Source organism: Tannerella forsythia 92A2, assembly GCF_000238215.1.
GTDB lineage: Bacteria > Bacteroidota > Bacteroidia > Bacteroidales > Tannerellaceae > Tannerella > Tannerella forsythia.
The window spans coordinates 3,234,153-3,254,907 of the sequence record NC_016610.1 but is presented as its reverse complement, the minus strand read 5'-3'; the positions used below and the strand labels follow the sequence as shown (position 1 = coordinate 3,254,907).

At 46.5% G+C, this 20,755-nt stretch carries 16 protein-coding genes and 2 pseudogenes; 9 read left to right on the top strand and 9 right to left on the bottom strand.

Annotated elements, in window-relative coordinates:
• Positions 1-34 precede the first annotated feature (34 nt).
• Positions 35-1,118: pseudogene (locus BFO_RS14265) on the bottom strand (IS5 family transposase).
• 63 nt (positions 1,119-1,181) lie between these two features.
• On the opposite strand from BFO_RS14265, the pseudogene BFO_RS13230 reads away from it, so the two are divergent.
• Positions 1,182-2,648 (top strand): annotated as a pseudogene (locus tag BFO_RS13230) (toprim domain-containing protein); the annotation flags it as partial.
• Positions 2,645-2,839 carry a helix-turn-helix domain-containing protein gene (locus BFO_RS13225; RefSeq protein WP_010956331.1) on the top strand — a complete coding sequence of 65 codons (195 nt, stop codon included), beginning with the start codon at positions 2,645-2,647 and terminating at the stop codon, positions 2,837-2,839. The pseudogene BFO_RS13230 and the gene BFO_RS13225, both read left to right, overlap by 4 nt.
• 56 nt (positions 2,840-2,895) lie before the next feature.
• On the opposite strand, the gene BFO_RS13220 is transcribed toward BFO_RS13225, so the two are convergent.
• The gene (locus BFO_RS13220) at positions 2,896-4,221 is read right to left on the bottom strand and encodes an ATP-binding protein (protein ID WP_005874550.1); all 1,326 of its coding nucleotides are present in this window, start codon (positions 4,219-4,221) and stop codon (positions 2,896-2,898) included.
• Positions 4,222-4,259: 38 nt separating this feature from the next.
• On the opposite strand from BFO_RS13220, the gene BFO_RS15225 reads away from it, so the two are divergent.
• The 7 genes from BFO_RS15225 to BFO_RS13190 all read left to right on the top strand — a co-directional run bounded on the left by BFO_RS15225 (position 4,260) and on the right by BFO_RS13190 (position 12,043).
• Positions 4,260-4,487 (top strand): helix-turn-helix domain-containing protein, encoded by a 228-nt coding sequence (locus tag BFO_RS15225; RefSeq protein WP_014226289.1) that lies wholly within the window; start codon positions 4,260-4,262, stop codon positions 4,485-4,487.
• Between the two features lie 188 nt (positions 4,488-4,675).
• On the top strand, positions 4,676-6,127 hold the full coding sequence (locus BFO_RS13215; protein WP_014226288.1) for an RNA-binding domain-containing protein: 1,452 nt from the start codon (positions 4,676-4,678) through the stop codon (positions 6,125-6,127).
• Positions 6,128-6,193: 66 nt separating this feature from the next.
• Entirely contained in the window at positions 6,194-7,312 is a 1,119-nt protein-coding gene (locus BFO_RS13210; RefSeq protein WP_041590956.1) for an isochorismate synthase, read from the top strand.
• A complete protein-coding gene (gene menD / locus BFO_RS13205; RefSeq protein WP_244262901.1) occupies positions 7,309-9,045 on the top strand; it encodes a 2-succinyl-5-enolpyruvyl-6-hydroxy-3-cyclohexene-1-carboxylic-acid synthase in 1,737 nt (578 codons plus the stop codon). Before BFO_RS13210 ends, menD begins: the two co-directional genes overlap by 4 nt.
• Before the next feature lie 18 nt (positions 9,046-9,063).
• Positions 9,064-9,888: a 1,4-dihydroxy-2-naphthoyl-CoA synthase gene (menB, locus tag BFO_RS13200; protein ID WP_014225282.1), complete on the top strand. Its 825-nt coding sequence runs from the start codon at positions 9,064-9,066 to the stop codon at positions 9,886-9,888.
• Positions 9,888-10,958, top strand: a complete 1,071-nt coding sequence (locus BFO_RS13195; protein WP_041590813.1) for an o-succinylbenzoate synthase — start codon at positions 9,888-9,890, stop codon at positions 10,956-10,958. Before menB ends, BFO_RS13195 begins: the two co-directional genes overlap by 1 nt.
• A gap of 23 nt (positions 10,959-10,981) precedes the next feature.
• Entirely contained in the window at positions 10,982-12,043 is a 1,062-nt protein-coding gene (locus BFO_RS13190; RefSeq protein ID WP_014226286.1) for an AMP-binding protein, read from the top strand.
• 521 nt (positions 12,044-12,564) lie between these two features.
• Here BFO_RS13190 and BFO_RS13180 read toward each other — a convergent pair.
• From BFO_RS13180 to BFO_RS13155, 7 genes are all read right to left on the bottom strand, one after another.
• Positions 12,565-13,233 carry an HAD family hydrolase gene (locus tag BFO_RS13180; protein ID WP_014226284.1) on the bottom strand — a complete coding sequence of 223 codons (669 nt, stop codon included), beginning with the start codon at positions 13,231-13,233 and terminating at the stop codon, positions 12,565-12,567.
• An 84-nt stretch (positions 13,234-13,317) separates the two neighbouring features.
• The gene (locus BFO_RS13175) at positions 13,318-13,845 is read right to left on the bottom strand and encodes a hypothetical protein (RefSeq protein WP_014226283.1); all 528 of its coding nucleotides are present in this window, start codon (positions 13,843-13,845) and stop codon (positions 13,318-13,320) included.
• Between the two features lie 10 nt (positions 13,846-13,855).
• The gene (locus tag BFO_RS16315; protein WP_456243253.1) at positions 13,856-14,854 is read right to left on the bottom strand and encodes a DUF7689 domain-containing protein; all 999 of its coding nucleotides are present in this window, start codon (positions 14,852-14,854) and stop codon (positions 13,856-13,858) included.
• Positions 14,854-16,284, bottom strand: a complete 1,431-nt coding sequence (locus BFO_RS16310; RefSeq protein WP_244262921.1) for a DVUA0089 family protein — start codon at positions 16,282-16,284, stop codon at positions 14,854-14,856. The genes BFO_RS16315 and BFO_RS16310 overlap by 1 nt, the downstream gene beginning before the upstream one ends.
• 54 nt (positions 16,285-16,338) lie before the next feature.
• Positions 16,339-17,745 (bottom strand): hypothetical protein, encoded by a 1,407-nt coding sequence (locus tag BFO_RS13165; RefSeq protein ID WP_014226280.1) that lies wholly within the window; start codon positions 17,743-17,745, stop codon positions 16,339-16,341.
• Between the two features lie 11 nt (positions 17,746-17,756).
• A complete protein-coding gene (locus BFO_RS13160; protein WP_021644789.1) occupies positions 17,757-18,491 on the bottom strand; it encodes an outer membrane lipoprotein-sorting protein in 735 nt (244 codons plus the stop codon).
• Positions 18,488-20,740, bottom strand: coding sequence for an efflux RND transporter permease subunit (locus BFO_RS13155; protein WP_014226279.1), 2,253 nt, complete (start codon positions 20,738-20,740; stop codon positions 18,488-18,490). The genes BFO_RS13160 and BFO_RS13155 overlap by 4 nt, the downstream gene beginning before the upstream one ends.
• Between the last annotated feature and the right edge of the window lie 15 nt (positions 20,741-20,755).

Below are 20,755 nucleotides of genomic sequence, written 5' to 3'. Positions count from 1 at the left end.
GGTCAATTGACCTTGAGGAACGGTCGTTTTGCGCCTATTTGGCACCTTGAAGCACAAGAAGCCCCGGCATACGCTTGAGATTGTAGGCCATAGCTTCAAGGATATTTTGGGTATGTGTCTTGGCTAACCCTCGATAGCGACATCGTCCGCCACAGAACCATCGTCGAATACTGCCGAAGGTACGTTCTATCAAGCAGCGCGTCTTACTGATCATCCGATTGAGTTGTTTCTGACTTTCACTGAGGACTTGACCTCGATGAGCCTTGAGCATAATTCCATCTATCAAACCTTGACGGGCCAAATACTCCGAATTCTTCTTGCTACAATAGCCTTTGTCGGCCAGAACACCGATTCCTCCCGGCAACTTGGACTTCTTGATCAGCTCAGGTAATACAACCGTGTCTGAACAATCAGCCGAGGTAGTGACCACTGTTTCTACCAAGCCCTGCTCGTCCGTCAAGACGTGCTTCTTGTATCCATACCGATAGTGCCTGCCTGTGCGTACCCAACGAGCCTCCGAGTCTACGCCCGGTTTACCACTCTTGAGTTCACAATGATAAGCCTCCTCCCGTGTACGGGCTTCGTCCGAACGAGTATCCTCTCGATCTTCGGCCACTTCTATGACTACGCTACCATCAGGGGAGTAAGGACTATCCACAATGCTCGCATCAACGATAGCACCTTGATCAATACGGCTGATGCCGTGCTTCTTGAACTGCTTGTTCAGCTCCCGAAGGAGTTTATCCATAATCCCCAAGCGGGTGAGTTCGCTACGGAAACGACTGATCGTGCTATGATCGGGAGAAGGGAAGCCGAGTTCCAAACCAAGGAATTCACTGAAAAGCAAGGAGTCGTTGATGCGCTCCTCAACCTCGTAGTCACTCAAACCATACCAGGTCTCTAACAAGAGAATCTTGAACATCAACAGTGCATCGTAGGCGGGGTTACCTATTGCATTCTGTGTCTTAGTGTATTTCTTGTTCAGCAGTGTGCGAATACCACGCCAATCAACAGGAGGAATTGATTTGACGCAGGAAAGAGTGTTTCATACGATCTCTGCGAACCTGAGTGTATACTTGCAGAAAGCTTGGTGCCGATTCTGTTTGTTTGGTAGCCATATTTACGCTCTTGTTTATATATAAAAAATACTAAATATCAGTGATATATGCAAGTAATGCAGGAAAATATATCGCAAAAATGCCGTGCAATGGTCTCTTTTTAGTCAATGCCGGTTCGTTTACGGGGGAATATTGCCGGAAACCTATGTGTTCGGGATGGAGCAACTTCCGCAAAGAGGAGATATACTTTTCATCACGGGAGGAGAGAAAGATGTATTATCCCTTGCCTCTCATGGATTCCATGCTATCTGTTTCAACAGTGAGACAGGCAATATCGAAGAATCCGTCATCGAAATGCTTGCACGAAGGTTCAGGCATATTTTCTTTTTGTACGATATGGACGAAACGGGCATAAAAGCCTCTACACGCTGGTGCGAACGTTTTTCTCACCATAAATTACAGCGGATCGAATTGCCTTTATCCGGGAACAAACAAGAGAAAGATATCTCCGACTACTTCAAGCTGGGAAACAGCACAGAAGATTTCAGGAAGCTGATATCCGACCATTTGGAACAATTATATACACAAACCATTATGCTTTTAAGTTCGTGTGAAATCAATTATAACAATCCGCCCGATCGTTCCAAAACGGTTATTTCCGTGAACGACGTTCCTTTGGGAACCTACGACAATCTGTTCTGCATTACGGGTGGTGAGGGAACGGGCAAGAGCAACTATATCGCGGCGATTATTTCCGGAGTGTTGCATACTGAAAAGAGGGATTTCCCGATAGATCTGCTCGGACTGGATGTTTGTCCGAATATGCGGAGCAAAGCGGTTCTGCACTACGATACGGAACAGTCGGAATACCAACTTCATAAAAACATCGGAAAAACACTCCGAAGAGGCTCTCTTACATCTGTTCCCGATTTCTATCATCCCATATTTCTTGCAGCTCTTTCACGTAAAGAGAGATTGCAGTTGATAAAAGACAGCATCGATTTGTATCATCACCGGTATGGGGGAATTCATCTGGTCGTCATCGATGGAATAGCCGACTTGATCCGTTCGGCTAATGATGAAAGCGAGAGTATTGCCATTGTGGACGAACTCTACCGGCTTGCCGGTATCTATAATACCTGTATTATCTGTGTACTCCATTTTGTCCCGAACGGGATTAAACTGCGTGGGCATATCGGTTCGGAACTTCAGCGCAAGTCGGCGGCCATCCTCTCCATAGAGAAAGATGAGAATCCGGCTTTGTCGGTCGTAAAAGCCCTTAAAGTAAGAGATGGAAGCCCGTTGGATGTGCCTTTGATGCTGTTCGGATGGGACAGGGAAAAGGAAATGCACGTTTACAGGGGAGAGAAATCTCCAGAAGACAAAGAAAAACGGAAACTTACGGAATTGGGACAAATCGCAAAAGAAGTCTTTCACGCCCAAGAGCATTTATCTTACAACGAACTGGTCGAAAGAATCATGCAAACGGTCGACGTCAAAGACCGTACGGCCAAGAGTTATATCAGTTATATGCGAAACAATGGAATTATCGAACAACAAACGAATAATCTTTACAACCTGAAACTATGATGACAGAGAAAAATTTGAAAAAGGAGGAACAAATCTATTACGATGCTTTTGATGTAGCGAGGATTTTGCGAATACATTTCAAAACAGCTTTGAGGTGGGGAAGAAACGGGAAATTACCGTCTTTCAAAATCGGGAACCGGCGTTATTTTCCGGCAGAAGGCATTCTGTCTTATAAAAAAACGATATGGTAAGTTTATACTATTCAACTCTACCTCATGTTGCATCTGGATATTAGGTTTTTGTTTGTTTATCCAATTACCTCCGCCACAACATCTTCTAATAAGAATGGTATCACACCCACATACATTACGCCATCCTCGTCTGACCAAAGTTTGCGGCTACCGTCCAACACGACAATCTTACGAAAAAAGTCGCCGGTGTTTCTCAGAGAGAAAGTCTCCTGTGCCTTCTTCTCAGGAGTATCCACATTCAATGCCGACTGAATATACACCTTATTATTACCTGCGTTAACCACAAAATCAATCTCGTATTGCGACAACTTACGCTTACCGTCTATTACACGAGTCAACTCTACAATGCCCACATCCACAGAGTATCCTCTGCGAATCAAATCATTGTAAATCATATTCTCCATCAGATGCGAACGCTCTTGTTGTCGAAAATTCAATCTGGCATTCCTTAAGCCTAAATCCATGGCGTAATACTTCAGAATCTTGTCGAAATATTTACGCCCTTTTACATCCCATCGTCTTGCGCTATGGAAAAGGAATGCCTCCTCCAAATAGTCCAGATAGTTCTTAATAGTATTGTGTGAAGGTAACTTCCCCATCAGAGAACCGGCCGTATTGGCAAGTTTATTTGGATTCGTCAGTGAGCCTACCGATGACGATAGAGCATCAACCAAAGCACTTAATATGTTGTCATCTTTCAGGTTGTAGCGTTCCACAATATCCTTGATATAGACATTCGAGAAGAGCCCTTGTAAGTACTTGCGTTTTTCCTTTTCATCCGGTTCAAGAACCGTCAAAGGCATACCGCCGTACATTAGATACTCCTCCAGAGCATCGGCTTTCTCCATCCGGGACACCGACAAGTATTCTGCAAAGGATAGCGGATAAACTTTTATTTCAGAACCACGGTCACGAAAATTAGTCACGATATCATGCGACAACATCTTGGAATTTGAACCGGTCACATACACATCTAGATTCGGGCGTGCCATCAGATCATTCAAGATATCATAGAACGTGATGTAAAGCATGTCTCTGTCCTCTTCAGGCACCGATGATTCATCAATGTGTTCATTTTTAATCTTATATGATAGCTGTATCTCATCAATCAAAACATAGTATTTCCTGCCCATATCTTTTGTTTGCTCCATGATATAGTCGTATAGGAGATTGGGATTACGATACTTGATATCCGATTTTCTATCAAGAGCTACCTCCACGAAATCTTCTTTTTGAGCTCCTTCCTCAATCAATCGATTCTTAAAGAGAGTGAAGAGTAGGAATGACTTTCCTGAACGTCTTAATCCCGTAACAATCTTCACCTTACCATTCCATCGCTTTGCGAATAACTGTGCAATGTATTCATTTCTGTCTATTATCATAAATAAGGTCTCTTGATGATTTCTCTGAAATTTCAGTCGTGTATTACAACTGTTTTGTCAGTGCAAAGATATTTTTTTGCTTCGAACTAACAAAAAAAATAGAGGAACAAATCTATTACGATGCTTTTGATGTAGCGAGGATTTTGCGAATACATTTCAAAACAGCTTTGAGGTGGGGAAGAAACGGAAAATTACCGTCTTTCAAAATCGGGAACCGGCGTTATTTTCCGGCAGAAGGTATTCTGTCTTATAAAAAGATGTGGTAAATGAAATAGAAATAAAACGGTTAAAAGCATATCTTTATTTATTGGGGTTATCATAAACAAAATAAGATAACTATATATATCGAAATAAAGATTATCGGATTGACAAATCGGAATTTATCTTTTAATAAATCCTATCGCAAAAAATATTTTCATTTATTTGGAGTATATTTGCCGATATAAATAGGCACATGAGGGAAATAACGGATATTGCAGTAGCCGAATCTGGTGATAGTGACTTCAAAGAACGGCTTGAGACTAAAAATGCTAAAAGCTGGCTGAAAAGTGTAAGCGCTTTTGCCAACGGAATTGGAGGAACGCTCTATTTCGGCGTGGAAGATCGCACGCGCCGGATAATTGGCGTACAGGATATTCAATTGACAATCAATAAAATTACAGAGCTGATTGTGGCTCGTATCACCCCGCGTCCGGTTTTTGAGTGCATCCCCCTGCAACAGAAAGGAAAAGATATTCTGGCTGTCAGAGTGGATTTCGGAAAACATACTCCTTTCTACTATGTTCACGATCATCACCATACAGCATATATACGTATGGGAGACGAATCTGTTCCGGCAACCGATTATCAGCTTAATGAGCTTATATTGAAAGGAAGAAACGAAACATATGACAGTCAAATAACGGAGAGACTGCGCACAGATTATAGTTTTACATTGTTGGAGGCGACATATTTGCATACCTTGAATCAGCATATGTCAGATAGCGACTATATTTCTTTCGGTTTGGCGGTAGAAGATGGTCGTTTGACAAACGCCGGATTGCTTTTTGCCGACCAATGTCCGTTACCTGACAGCAGAGTCTTCTGTACGCGCTGGAATGGGTTGCAAAGAGGATCAGTGCATGAAGATGCGACGGATGATGCAGAATACAGTGGCAATCTGATATACTTGTTAAAAAGTGCCACTGAGTTTATTCACAGAAATACCCGCAAAGGATGGACTAAAACAGCTAATGGAAGAGTGGAGAAACCTGACTATGCCGAACGTGCTTATTTTGAGGGAGTGGTGAATGCTCTTATCCATAGGACATATGATTTTCGAGGGACTGAAGTTCATGTGGAAATGTATGACGACCGTTTAGTTATCTCATCTCCCGGGGGAATCTATGGAGGGGGAGAATTGGAGCCCATGAGCGACGGTTCTTATATTTCTAAAAGGCGTAATCCGATATTAGCTGACATTTTCAGCCGGCTAAGGTATATGGAACGTCGGGGAAGCGGGATAAAGAAAATCTTTGAAGCAACGAAGAATCTTTATGGCTATACGGAAGAAAAAAAGCCGTTTTTCCTTGTGAATAAACAGAATGACTTCTTCCTGACGATTCCGAATGTTAATTATCGTTCTGAGTCTGTTACCCCACATGTTACCCCACATGTTACCCCACATGATGCCCCACATGACACCATACATGATACCATACATGATAAAATCGCCTTGTTACTTTCTTTCTGCCAAACGCCTCGCAGCAGAGAAGAGATGATGGAGCTTGTTGGGTTAAAAGATCGCGTTCATTTTCATAAGAAATACCTCCGTCCTTTATTAGAGCAGGAAAAGATCGAAATGACCATTCCTGAAAAGCCCCAAAGTAAGAACCAGAAGTATCGAACAAAGGAGGTCGTCAAATAACATATCCATTCTCTAATATAAGCGTTCAACAAATTGAATTTTTATAAGAAATATCTTCCTGTGGGTATGAAAGAGGCGGTGACTCATTGTCTGGATTCTTTCGTGCCGTTTTATTTATATCGTTTGCCCGAGCGGGAGGGAGGACGGCTGAGTTTCGGAGTTTCGCTGAGCGGACGAATAGAGTGTAAGACGGCGGATTTTTCCGTTCCCGGTTTTGTTGCGGCTCCTTTCGATTCGGAAGAAGAGGCTTACTTCATTCCCGGGGAATTCGAATGCGGGGGAGATTTGACGGATAGGGCGGTGCGGAATTTGAAGGATGCCGTATTCTCCGGTATCCGCATGCCTTGCCCGGAATCCGGAGATATGGATAAGGAAGCTTACCGTACGGCTTTTGAGGAGATCATGCGCCGGATAGATTCCGGGGTATTGGAAAAGGTCGTTTTATCCCGCACCTTGATCTTTAAGAGGGGCGATTCCGGATTCTCCGACGTTTTTTCTTATTGGGAGTTGCTCCGGAGGGCTTATCCCCATGCTTTCGTTTTTCTCTATTTTATTCCGGGAAAGGGAGTATGGGCGGGAGCGAGTCCGGAACTCCTGTTGGATTATACGAAAGGACGTGTAAAGACGATGGCTTTGGCCGGAACCAGACCCGTATCTTTCGAAGGCGAGTTGCTTAAGCCGTGGACACAAAAAGAGATAAGAGAGCAAGGAGTGGTCAGGGACTATATCAGGGAAGTGCTTGAGAACCACTGTCGCAGCGTAGAGATGTCGGAGACCCGCACCTTTATGGCCGGGAATATTTGCCATTTGTGTACGGATTTTACGGCATTGACCGGAGACGGCTTAGAAAGCTTGCTTAAAGCGCTTCATCCTACCCCGGCACTCGGCGGATTCCCCCGTAAGGAAGCTTTGGCGTGTATCCGGGAGGTCGAGGTGCATGAACGCAAATTTTACGGAGGATATTTGGGACCTGTGGGTAAGGATGTTGCAAGATTGTATGTGAACATCCGTTCGATGGAATTGTTTCCCGGGGCATTCCGGCTTTATGTGGGAGGAGGTATAAACGGAGATTCGGTATTCGAAGACGAATGGGAAGAGACCTCGGATAAGGCGGCTACTCTTTTGAATGTGCTTGGAATACATTCCGTCGGAGATAAGGCGAATTTTAATGATAATGCAAGATGATGGATTCGGATTATTCGGATAAGAAAGGCGTAAGCGTATTGATGGATTTATTCGAGATGAAGGGCATACGTAAACTCGTTATGTCGCCCGGTTCGCGAAATGCTCCTCTTCTGTTTTCTTTCTCCCGGAATCCCGCTTTCGAGAAATACGTGATTGCGGATGAGCGTTCCGCCGGTTTTTTCGCTCTCGGATTGGCTTTGGCCTCGGGTGAAGCCGTAGGACTGGTTTGTACTTCCGGTACGGCCATGTTGAATTATGCTCCTGCCGTTGCCGAGGCTTTTTACAGGGGAATTCCTTTGGTTGCGGTGACGGCCGACCGTCCGGCCGAATGGATCGATCAGGACGAGGGACAGACGATTCGACAAGAGGGAGCTATGGCCGGTTTCGTTAAGTCGTATTGCAGCTTGAGAGCGGAATTCGATACTTCCGCCTCGGCATGGTATGCCAATCGCCGTTTGAATGAGGTGTTGAACCATGCCCTGATGCCCCGGCGAGGACCCGTACACATCAATATGTCGTTTTGCGAACCGCTATATGGGATTTCTTCCGGATATTCCGGAAAAGAGCGGGCGATAACGTTCGTGAGGGAACGGCAAGAATTGCCGGAAGAGGTATGGGATATGCTCGTAAGGCGGTTTTTGGAAGCTCCCAGAGTGATGATCGTCGCCGGTTTTTATCCTCCCGACGAAGACGTGTCCGCCGCATTGCAGGATATATGCAAATTTCCCCATACGGTTTTGTTTGCCGAGAGTCTCTCCAATATCCGTACGGATACGAGTATAGGTACGGTAGACCGGGTATTGGCTGTAGCCGGAGAAGACGAATCGCTTTATCCGGAACTCCTTATTTCTTTCGGAGGCTCATTGGTTTCCCGTATGTTGAAAACTTTTCTACGGAGAGCGAAACCGGCGGAGCATTGGGGGATAGACGAGAGGTTTCCGGCTCCGGACACATTCTGTGCGCTTACCCATCATATATGTACGGGAGCTTCGGGCTTTTGGAAGGAATTCGCCGGACGGTTGAAAGACAAGGCGCCGAAGTCCCTCTCACCGGAAGGAGTTTCCTATGCCGGTTCGTGGCAGAGGATAAAACGGAAGGCGGACCTTCTGCACCGTACCTTTATGGCGGATGCGGGATGGAGCGACCTCAAGGCTTTCGAAGTGATTTTAAGGCATATTCCCCATGATGCTGCTTTGCATGTGGCTAATTCCACGCCCGTACGTTATCTCCAATTATTCGAACACGCGCATTATGCGGGAGGAGAATGGAGCAATCGCGGAACCAACGGAATCGAGGGGGCCACTTCCACGGCAATGGGGTTTTCCGAAGTATATTCCGGAACCACCCTTTTGATTACGGGAGATCTGAGTTTTATGTACGATTCCAATGCTTTGTGGATGCCTTATGTAAACGGGCGGATACGGGTGATCGTGATGCGTAACGGCGGCGGTGGGATATTCCGTTTTATTCCCGGGCCGGATTCTTTGAAGGAATTGGAGACCTGTTTCGAGACTCCGCTCGAAGTTCCCGTAAGGGAAATGGCCGGAGCTTACGGATGGAGGTATATGAAGGCCGCTTCCGCCGAAGAACTGGAAACGGTGTTGCCTTCGTTTTTCGCATCCGGCGACAGGGCGGTCCTGCTCGAGGTGGAAACGCCGAGGTTTGAAAACGCCCCTGTATTGAAATCGTATTTTACATATATTTCGGGGGAGTCTTACCCCGTAAACCGATAGAACTTACAATTAAAATAGATGAATATGAGAGAATGGAAGGAAATAAAGAAATACGAGGATATTTTATTCGAGTATTTCGAGGGAATAGCCAAGATAACCATCAACCGGCCCAAGGTTTATAATGCTTTCCGGCCGCAGACGAATGCCGAAATTCTGGATGCCATGGATATATGCAGGGAGCGTCCGGATATAGGCGTAGTCGTTTTGACCGGAGCCGGCGATAAGGCCTTTTGTTCGGGAGGAGATCAGCATGTGAAAGGAATGGGAGGGTATATCGACGGAGGAGGAGTTCCCCGATTGAATGTTTTGGATGTGCATAAAGCCATCCGTTCTCTGCCCAAGCCCGTCATTGCCATGGTCAACGGTTATGCCATAGGAGGAGGGCATGTGCTTCATGTGGTATGCGATTTGACGATAGCGGCCGAGCATGCCCGTTTCGGGCAGACCGGCCCCAAGGTCGGGAGTTTCGACGGAGGTTTCGGTTCTTCTTATCTTGCCCGTTGTGTAGGTCAGAAGAAGACGAGGGAGATCTGGTTTTTATGCCGTCAGTATACCGCTGCGGAGGCCGAAGCTATGGGGATGGTAAACAGGGTGGTACCTGCCGCGAGGTTGGAGGACGAAACGGTGGACTGGTGCAAGACGATATTGAGCCGGAGTCCGATGGCGATCCGGATGATTAAACGGGCTTTGAATGCGGAGCTCGACGGTCAGAGAGGATTGATGGAGTTTGCAGGGGATGCCACCCTTATGTATTATCTTATGGAAGAAGCTCAGGAGGGGAAAAATGCCTTTTTGGAAAAGCGGACTCCGGATTTCGACAAGTTCCCTAAATTCCCAGGTTGATGCTTAAGGCCGATTATATCCCCTATACCTTGAAATTCAAGGAGCCGGCAGGGACGTCGCGGGGCGTTTTGCATACCAAGCAGACTTATTTCGTGAGGGTATACGACGATGCTTTCCCCTCTCGGGCAGGTTACGGCGAGGCGGCTTTATTCCGGGGATTGAGTGCGGAAGAGGGAGCGGATTACGAAGAGCGGCTGGCGGAGGTTTGCAACGGCGTTTGCGAGTTTACTCCCGACGTCTGGCAGGCATATCCTTCTTTGTGTTTCGGGATGGAAACGGCGCTTGCCGACTTCGAGGGCGGGGGATTGCTTTTTCCTTCGGCTTTCACTTCCGGCGAGGCGGGGATTCCCATAAACGGTTTGATATGGATGGGGAGTTTCGAAGCTATGCGAAGGCGTGTGGAGGAGAAACTGGAGGAGGGCTTCCGCTGTATAAAACTTAAAATCGGGGCTATCGATTTCGAATCGGAACTCGCTTTGGTACGGATGGTCCGCGAGAAATTCGGGAAGGATGCCGTTATCCGTCTCGATGCGAACGGGGCTTTCGAAGAAGAGGAGGCTATGTATAAATTGGAACGTTTATCCGCCTTCGGTATCCATTCGGTGGAGCAGCCCGTCAGGGCCGGGAATTACGGGGCTATGCGCAGGATTGCGGCGAATGCCCCTGTTGCCGTGGCCTTGGATGAGGAATTGACAGGCTTATACGATGAAACTTCCAAACGGGAGATGTTGGCTTATATCCGTCCGGCCTGTATCGTACTCAAGCCTTCACTTGTCGGAGGTTTTTACGGCACGGAGCAATGGATAAGGATTGCCGAATCCATGGGGATAGCGTGGTGGATCACTTCCGCTTTGGAGTCGAATATAGGCCTGAATGCCATTGCCCAGTGGACCTATATTCACGGGAATCCCCTGCCTCAGGGATTGGGTACGGGCGCTTTGTTTACGAATAATACGGATACGCCTCTTTATACGGAAGGCGGTTATTTGAGATATGCCGCAGGGAAGAGACCTTCCCGTTGCGATATCGAGGCCTTGTTCCGGGAAAAATACGGGAACGGGGGATTGTAAACGGATATGGAAAGGGGGGGCTTATGAAAATTCTGTATGAAGACAGGTATTTCGGTTTGCGGGAGATAGCCGCCGGCGCCTTGGGAGATGATGTTCCGTGGAAATCCGCATTGCGTGCATTCGTATCGGAATGGTGCGATTCCCGGGATTTTATAGAGGTGCGTACTTCCGGCTCTACAGGTATGCCCAAGCTTATCCGTCTGCCTAAAAAAGCGATGGCGGCTTCGGCACGGCTGACCAATGCTTTTTTCGACATATCCCGGGATTCCGTACTGATGCTCTCTCTTCCGCTTTCTTATATAGCCGGTAAAATGATGGTGGTAAGGGCATTCGAAGCAGGGGCCGTTCTGTTGCCGGAATCTCCCTCTTCTTTGCCTCTTTCTTCCCTGCATACGAAGGTCAAACTCGGAGCGCTCGTACCCCTGCAGGTGGAGGACATCCTGTCTTCGGGGGAATGCCACCGGTTCGAAAAGGTAGAAAATCTTTTGATAGGAGGAGGCCCCCTGGCACGGACTACGAGAGAGCGGTTGGCGGATATTCCCACCCGTTTTTTCGCTACTTACGGAATGACGGAAACGGCATCCCATACGGCTCTCATGCGATTGAACGGAGAGGGAGCTTCCGCTTGTTTCGAGGCTTTGGAAGGAGTGCGTTTCCGCCGGGACGAATCCGGATGTCTTTGCATACATGCTCCCCATATTCGGGAATCGGAGTTTTGCACCCGGGATATGGTGGAGCTCGTAGATGAAAGGCATTTCGTGTGGAAGGGGCGTTTGGATTACGTAATCAATAGCGGGGGAATCAAATTCTCCCCCGAGGAACTGGAAGACCTCGTTTTCAGGGAGATGGAAGTCCCTTTTTATATCAGTTCTCTGCCCGATAAACGTCTCGGGGAACGTATCGTTATGGTGGTGGAGGATATGGAGTGGTCGCCGGAAAAGCGCAGGAGGATGGATGCGGTTTTCAGAAGACTGTTGCCCCGTCATGCCATCCCCCGGGAGATTATATATACGGAACGCATTCCGAGGACAAAATCCGGAAAGATTATCCGTTCCCGAAATATGGACTCTTACCCCCCCTTCTGATCTGCACACTACGAGACAATAAACCACACACGCCGACCCCGACAAAAAGTAAGGTCGACCTAAACGGCCGGTAAGGTCGACCTTGCGGAGCATTTAGGTCGACCTAACAGAACGATTAGGACGACCTAAAACAGACGGAGGGTCGTCCTAACCGGAACAATACGTCGTCCTCGGCAAAACGAGAGGCTTGTCCCTGTTCTTTGTAAACTATCGTTCTTATCGGTGGAAAATGACGACTTGTTTTTGTATTTCCGTCAATGTATTCGGAGTATATACGCTTTTCGGTCTATTAAGTTCGGTTCTCTATGCTGACTGTGATAAAGATTATCCGGACAAAATAGAGTTCTATCCTCCTGTAGAATGTATAAAGGATTGGGAGAACGACTATGCTGCTTTACAGGAATCTTTTATTTATGGAAACAAAATTTCTTTCGGACAACTTTTGCTTCGCATTAAAGAATTACAGCAGCGATTCCGAAGTATCGGCACAACGAGTAAGTAGAAAGTTTTTGCAAAATATTCTACTTCCTAAGGGTGCAATCGTTTTCCATATTATCTCTCAAAAGGTCTCTCAAACCCTCGAAAGAGGAGACAATATAATCGGTGTAGGGGTTGGAAAGGTATTCCTTTCTGACCATCAGGACGGTTGTAAATCCCAACTCCCGTCCTGCTTTTATTTCGGAAGCGGGATCATCGCCTACCACATACGTCTTTCGGTCTTTTAGGTCCAATTCCCTGCTTAATTCACGGAAGATATCCAGTTTGCTCGAATTCGCATAGACGGGATCGTTGATGATTATCCGGTCGAAGTCTTGACTTATCTGCAGTTTTCTCAATTTTTCCTCTTGTAATCTTTTGAATCCGGTAGTCACCAAAATCTTATATGCCGGTATCGCTCTGAAAGCGGCGTAGTCCTCATACGGCACCATGGCAGAATGCTCCAGAGAGATACCGTTCAATTCATCCAAGACAGGTAATATCATTGATTTGGGCAATCCGTACTTCTCGCATACCCTGTCGAACGGATTGGATACGATGTCTTGAATGATCGAGAGGATGATTTCCGCGGTAAAGCGTCCTGATAAATAATCGGTTGCTTTGTGAAGCAACGACGCAAACAACTCGGGATCGATGCTCGAAGTATCGAATATCGTGTTGTCCAAGTCGCAAATGATAACCTGATCCTGCATCTTGTTCTTTGTGTTAATGCTTCAATAAAATGAGAGAGGATGCAAGGGAGCCGCATCCTCTCTCTCTACAGGAAAATGATTAAATCATTTGAGTTTGCCTTCCTTCTTCAATTGCTTTAGGAATTTAGCCCATCCGGGAGCTCTTTTCTCCGCATTCCGGCGAGTACCCTCCGGGTCCCAATAATCCGGCCAATTATCGTTCAGAAAATAGGCATTCTTCTCCATGTCATAAAATAACACAAGATTGTTGTACGCCCGATTGACAGCATCACTTATATGCGCAACAATCGTAAAGACCGTTTCTTCCCCTACCTTCATCTCTATTCGTGCGTAGACTGGAATAGAGTTGATCTTTCTGAATCTAATTTCCCGTGTTCTCGGATTGAACCATTCGATATCGTCTCCCGTGAAAGCGAGCCTTGCAGAAATCGAACCATATTGTGATTCATCATCGGATGCTGTTTCATATTCCGAGACGATCCCTTCCACATTGCCGCTCCTTGTGACGGCCGTTATCAAAGATTTCCCTTCGGTAGCCGGTTCATTGTCCGTTTGGCTGCAACCGGCGAAAACGATCAGACATAAAATAAATACATACATTTTTTTCATCATACAATTCCTCCTATAATAATTTATTAAACAATCTTTTTGCGAATTTCTTCACGAACATTTCAGGAACCGGTGCGATATAAGCTCCCTTTTGATTGTACTGATTACGTCTCCAATCATTTTTTATCGCCTCGATTTCTGCACCATATTCTGAAAATATTACGCAAAACATATAGTGGGACACTGCCTTGGTGGCAGTCTCGCGACTATCGTTAAAATACAGGTTGATAAAGAATACCAGAGCCTCCTGTTGTTTTTCCCGGCAATATGCGATCAGGTTTTTCCCTTCCTGAATCTCCATAAGCACATACGGGTTGCTGATATGAGCATATTGAGAAGAGATTTTTTTGTCCCAGGCCTCATACAGCTTTCTTATTTCGGGATTGTTTGCAGTCAACCCTTTCTCTTTGCTTTTCCGTGTGAACGTTTCTTTTTCGACCGGAGTAAGTTCCACCTTTTCAATCACCGTCAAACCTCTCCGTACCGATTCTTCGAAAGAAATGGATTGGGAAGAATTTTTCCTCAAACCGGGATTGGGATAAGGACCGGCCGGCTTATTAGCATCTCTATAATAAGCGAACACTTGACCATACGAATACATGCCTTGACCTCTAAGAGCATCGCGCGGGTGAAAGATTCTTCTGAGTGCTCCGGGTTTGCTTTCCCATGCGTAACCGTGCGGATGGTCATTGGCTGTACCTCTGCACGAGAAATGAGTAACTCCGCTTATGTTTCCGTTATAGGACCATACGGCTACTTCTCCATTGGTTGCATCGGCATTTTCACGTGTGTATACAGTCGCGCCGGCATATCGTTGCGGGTTGTTGGCAAAGAAAGCGTCCCAACTGCTCCATACGTTAGGATCGCCGTAATAAGGACCAACCAAATAGGGACTTGTATTGCTTTCATAGATGCCTCCCCACGTCCAGCCGTATGTTAAGCCTCCGGCCCATGACGCGCAGTTATATACGTTGGTCTCTCCTCCGCTACTGTATATGCCATCGTTTACCATCAAGTTGGGAAAACTGTTGGCACCAAGTCTCCGGACATTACCTGCTGGCAGGAACCATACACGTCGCAGTTGCCGTAATAAGCACCGAAAGCACCTACGGAAGATATAATCATATTGTATCGGGCCTGACTCGATGGCTTCGTCAACCTCACGCGTGCATCGTTGAACCACATCTGTTCCATGGGGGGAACGTAGAAATAGGATTCGCCGAAGAATTTCACTTTTTTGCTTCCTTTTTCTTCCAGAAAGAACTCTGCTATACCTGTCGTGTACGCTGTAAAATAGTTGATGATACCCGTGTTCGGAGAATCGACATCCACGGAATAACCGGCTATCGGACATTGTGAATTCAGGATATAACCATCCTGGAAGACATTGACCAAGCCTTGTCTTCCCGTCGTAGTAGAGGCATAATAACTGCTGTATGCCCGGATAACCAGATAGTATTCTCCGGCAGGTAATGTTGCGGTTATTTGGGCGTGATGTCCCAGCCCGGAGGCATCATCATTATAATACGTATAGTTGTGAGGATCATCGATTTTGTATAAATACATAACCGGATCGACGGTGTAATAGCTGTCTCCTTCGATGGGAGTGGTCATAAATGTATGCGTTCCGCTGCTCAATGACAGCTTGCGATGATAAGTATAAGTTACCGGGACACAAACCAGGTGCCTGTAATTTCCGTCGGGATTACTGAGTTCGCGTGGGGTCACTTGCCAGTTCCAGCCCTGGTCATAAGCTGACCTGCCCACAGAGTGGGAAAAAGCACTTAGTCCGTCGTCGCTCTCCGATGTCATCCGGATGATTTCTTCCTGCTCCAACTTGCTCGTCGAAGCATTCCGCTGTTGTTTCAATAGAGCGATAAAGGCATTATACTGAGGATCTTCTTTTATGAGTGCCTGCCGCGCCGATTCAACTTGAATAGCGTCTATTTCGGGAAAATACGGCAAAGAGGACAAGAAAGTAATTTTGTTGGCTCCTTGACGCAGCCGGACTGTTTTTCCATCCTTGAGCGTAACAAAATCCCATTCGGCTTTACGAATGTCAAGCTCTCCGGCATATTCGTCATTAACCCACACTTCGATTTGCTGCAATGTTCCATCCTTATCGGTATAACATGCCATGACGTGTACACCTAAGTAATTGCTCCCCACAGAACCGGTCTGAATGTTAAATGTACGGGCCAGCATTTTCCTTTCTGCTCCGGATCGACTGTCCGAAACCACTTCATCCGAACTTGTCAGGTAAAAATTACGGCCCAGGTATTCTCTGCCGTTATCCGTCTCGCCTACGGCCGAGCATGTCCGGATTTCCGCTTCTTGCGGAATGTCCTCCAAGTCAAACCGGTTTTCGCACCCTGTCAGAAATACCGTCTGAACAGCAGCAGCGAAAAATAGTCCAATACTCTGTAACGATAACTTTTTCATCTTTTTACTCTTTTAGGGGTTAGTATTTTATATTGCTTCTCGGTATGATTGTTCCTAAAACGAGTATTTCACTTTCAGATATGCATCTCCGTTTTTTCTTATGGGGTAAAACGGAGCATCTTTTCCGGCGAAGATGCAGTGTGCACCGGCCTTGAGTTCGACATTGTCGACCGGCTTATACGAAAGCTCCGGCAACCAGAACAATGTGCACCCTTCTTTGATGTTATTGAAATCGGCAACCTGAAAAGCTCCGTTCAACAATGATAATTTCAGTTTTTCATCAGCCGATTTCCATTCGCATGTCCACGCCAGCCAGTCGGTCAGGCTCTTCCTCCCTTCCTCGTGAAAGAACCCATGTACGTATTGTACATTCAGGTAGATATTAGCCGGAAAAGTGTAATCGAATCCGAGTGTATATTTCAAATACGGATTGCCGTCAAAGATTGTACTGTCGGGAAGAACCGGATTAAATGTTCCCATAGGACTTTCTATAGAGACCGAACGCGTGAGTATCGTTTTTTCAGGAATAAATAAAGCCGCCTCTCCCCATACGCCCACACTTCCGAGGGAACCGGAAAAATCGGCACTCACGACGTTGCGCAACGAGTATGAGAGCATTGCATCGACAGTCGTATTCATCGGAACAGGCATATCAGGGGAAGTGGGCAGGCTCGTTATTTTCCCTTGAACGGATAAACGGGTCAATACCGGAATCGGTGCATATTGGCGCAACCATCCGAACGAAACGGTATAATTGCGTATATCCCGGGCTATTTTGACAGCATAAGTCGATGCTTTCAGTTTCCGTTCGGGCAGATTTTCCATCCGGGAAACAGAAAGAGGCTGAAGCAATATATCCGTCATCGTCCCGTCTGGTAACGGAATTTGCCAGCGATCGGGAACTTCAGGCATAAACGCTGCTTTCCAACTTTGGTCGGGAAGTAAGGATGGAGAAAACCGGGGCGTGAATACAGCCGTAAGTGTGAACCCATTCCAATAGTATTTGGCAAGAAGACTATTGGTAGGTGTATGCCGTCCGAAATCCCAAAAGTCCTCCAGCTCCCAAGGGTTGATATTATCCGAAGGGTTGAGCCGGTCGGCCGTTCCCCAGGCAATGCGCTGTCGGCCGATACGGACATCGATATGCTCACTTAAAAAGCCGTATAAATCGACGTATGCCTCTCGAAGCTGTACATTCTCGACCGGTTGGTCGAAAGGTGAAGCTGTGATAAGTTTGCGAATCCAAATATCGGCATGGAGCCGTGCCTTATCGTTTACCTTATACACGGGTTGCAGGCTCATCCGGTATTCCTGCCAGTCAAGCCCTCCGCTTTTCAGGCGGATACGGTCATCGAGTTGCAGACTGCCATTCAGCTCGAAAGGTTTATCTTCGACGGTTTGAGCGTGCACCTTGGCAAATATCGTCAGACATGCCATCAGGATAAACAGAAGAAATCTCATGGTTCAATGGTTTATTTCATCAGATTCCGTTCGGTGAAAACATCGTCTTTTAAGCCTGTATTCAGTTCCACATGCTGAAGATGCGTTTGTGTCGAACTGCCTCCTGAAAGGTCTTTCATTTCAGATGTTTTGGCAATAAGAAAACCTTTGTGATTGGAGATTTCCGAGACGGTCATCCGTTTGGAAGCCACTCCTTTCTTGTTGTAGAAAACAACTTCCACGGGGAAATAGGTATCCGCTTTTATCCGGATATCCATCTTGGCATAATCTGTCTTGACCCCCTTTTTCGGTGTAAGCGACAATGTGTATTCGCCGGCTGACCGACTTTTCAGTTCTGCATCCCACTTATCGGCATAACGTTTGGCCTCCAAATCTTCATAGGTGTAATCCGTTCCGGCAAAACGGGTGTTCTTTACGTGCGAAGCTATCCGACGCGTTTTTCCGAAAGCCGGCAAATAAAGAATCTGATTGTCGTTGGGGAGCGAGAGAAAAGCGATGCCCTTCTGATCTGCAGGCGAGAGGAACCGAACCAACCGTTTGTCGGTTCCTTTCTGAAAGACCTGCATGGTGCGGACACTCCGACTGCCGTTTTTGGCAGTGATTGTCATCGTACTGGTTGCTGTCACATCTTTAGGTGCATTCAGCACACTGTCTGCTTTTTCTAAAATGGTTGTAGCATTTTGAGCCGATGCTGCCGAATACGAAAGCAGAAAGGCAGCCATGAAGAAGAAAGATAATTTTTTCATTGTTTCTGAGTTTTATTAAGATTGATATGAAAACATAGAATTATCGAAGGCAGGAGGAGAGTTGCCGCCAAGCCGGATACGAACATGGTGGCAAACATGATCAGACCGAACTCTTTCAATGGTACGAGGTCTGCAAACACCAAAACCAAAAATCCGAATGCAACAGCCGTTACATTGAACAGGATGCCCTTTCCGGAAGTCTGAAGTGTTTGGATGACAGCTTCATTGCACTCTTTCCCCGATACGAGCGCATTCCGGTAACCGGAAATAAAGTGGATGGAATAGTCTACCCCAATCCCTACGGCAACTCCGGCAATCAGCACAGTCGCCAGATTAAGGGCGATGCCGAGATAGCCCATCAGTCCGAAGATGAAAAGGATGGCACTCATAAGCGGTACAAATCCGACAAGGGCGCTTTTAAGCGATTTGACCAGAAATGTCATACAGATAAATACCAATATGCAGGCTAACAGCAGACTCCAGAAGAGATTCTGCATCAAATTATAGTCAAAATTCGAATAGATGGAAGGCAATCCGGTTGTTTCGAATTGCACCGTACCGGATGAATGTGCGGCGGCATATTCGTCGATTTTCCGGCTTACCGCATGATAATCTCCGGTCGGTGCATTACACATGGTAGCATGGATCATGCCTTCACTTTTGTCGGTATTGCAGAGCTGCTCCATTACGGGTTCTCCTTCGAGCAGGAACCAGAGGTTTTGTATTTTCTCTTGTGTGTCGGGTATTTGCTTGCCTTCCCCCATAGCCTGATTCATTTCTTTGATAAGCTCTGTTACCGATTGCGGATTATGCACATGCGGAAGTCTGGAAAGGAAATCTTCGAAATCTTGCATGGCTGCCAGCGTTTCGGAACGTCTCAGGTCAGCAGTCACCTTGATCTGAACAGGGAGGGTTCCTCCGAATTCCCGGTTGAGAAAGGCTGCGGATTGTCTTAACGGATGCTTTTCGGGGAAATAATAGAGTACGTCAATATTACTTTTTAGTCGGAAAAGGCCGGCTCCCATCAGAAGAATCAAGCCACCGGCACAGTAAAGAACCATTTTGTTGCGATGTATGGAAACTCCGGCAAGCCATTGCAAAACACCGGAAAGAACGTGTTTCTTCTGTTTTTTCTCCTGATGTTTCAAGGGTGGAAGATAGGACTCGACAGCCGGAATAAAGGTAAGTGACAAAAGCAGGCAAAAGAATGTACCCAATGCCATAAAAATACCGAAATCACGAATGATGCTCAGGTATGTCCCCGGAATAAATGAAAGGAAACCGACAATGGTCGTCAGTCCGGCCAGCATTACGGGAACCCCTATAATCGTTATTCCCCTTACGACGATTCCCTTATGATTTTCGCCGTTTTCAAGCAATTTGAAAAAGTTCAGAACATGTATTGTGTAAGCCGATCCTACGGCAAAAAGGACAACCGGAATCGAACCGGATATGGGAGAAAGTTGAACATGGAACAGTCCCATCGCCCCCATACTCCAAATGCTGCCCATCGCCACGGAAAGCAGCGGAAGGAATATGCCTCGCAACGAATGCAGTGTCGATGCGAGAATAAGAGCAATCAGCAAGCAGACAAGGGGAACAAGCCGGATCAGATCCTTTTTCGTCGATTCCGTAAGGCTTTGTTGCTGCATCGGCAAACCGTCGCAATAAACAGTTAATTCGGGATGCGATCGCCTGACTTCATCAAGCAGGTCATTTACCTCCCGGGCTGCTTTTTCCTTGTCGGCAGCTGTTTCGACAAAAACAATGATTGCCGTGCTTCGACCGTCTTCCGACAACAGTCGGCCACGATACATCTCTTTATTCAAAATATACGACTGTAAGGAGGGTAAAGAGTCGGGAATTATCTCTTCATCCATCAATCGTCCTATTTCCACTCCGTCGTTACGATGCCTGATATCGATTACATTGGTCAGGCCGGTTACCTTCTCCACTCCTTCTATTTCGGAAATGGAGTCGGTAACCTGCCGTATAACCGATATTCCTTCTGGCGTTATAATGGTATTTTCCGTATTGCTCATCCCGATTACGATGATATTTCCTGTGGCATATAAGCTGTCCGTTCGCTCAAACAGCATAACTTTCCGATCATCATCGGGTAAGTAGGACATAAAATTGGAGTTGATGGTCAGCTTGGTCGAAAAATAGCCGAGTATCAACGTAACTGCTACGCCGGCCGTAATGATGGCAAGACGTTTTTTGACGATAAATTCTGCAATACGGTTCATATACGATATAATTTG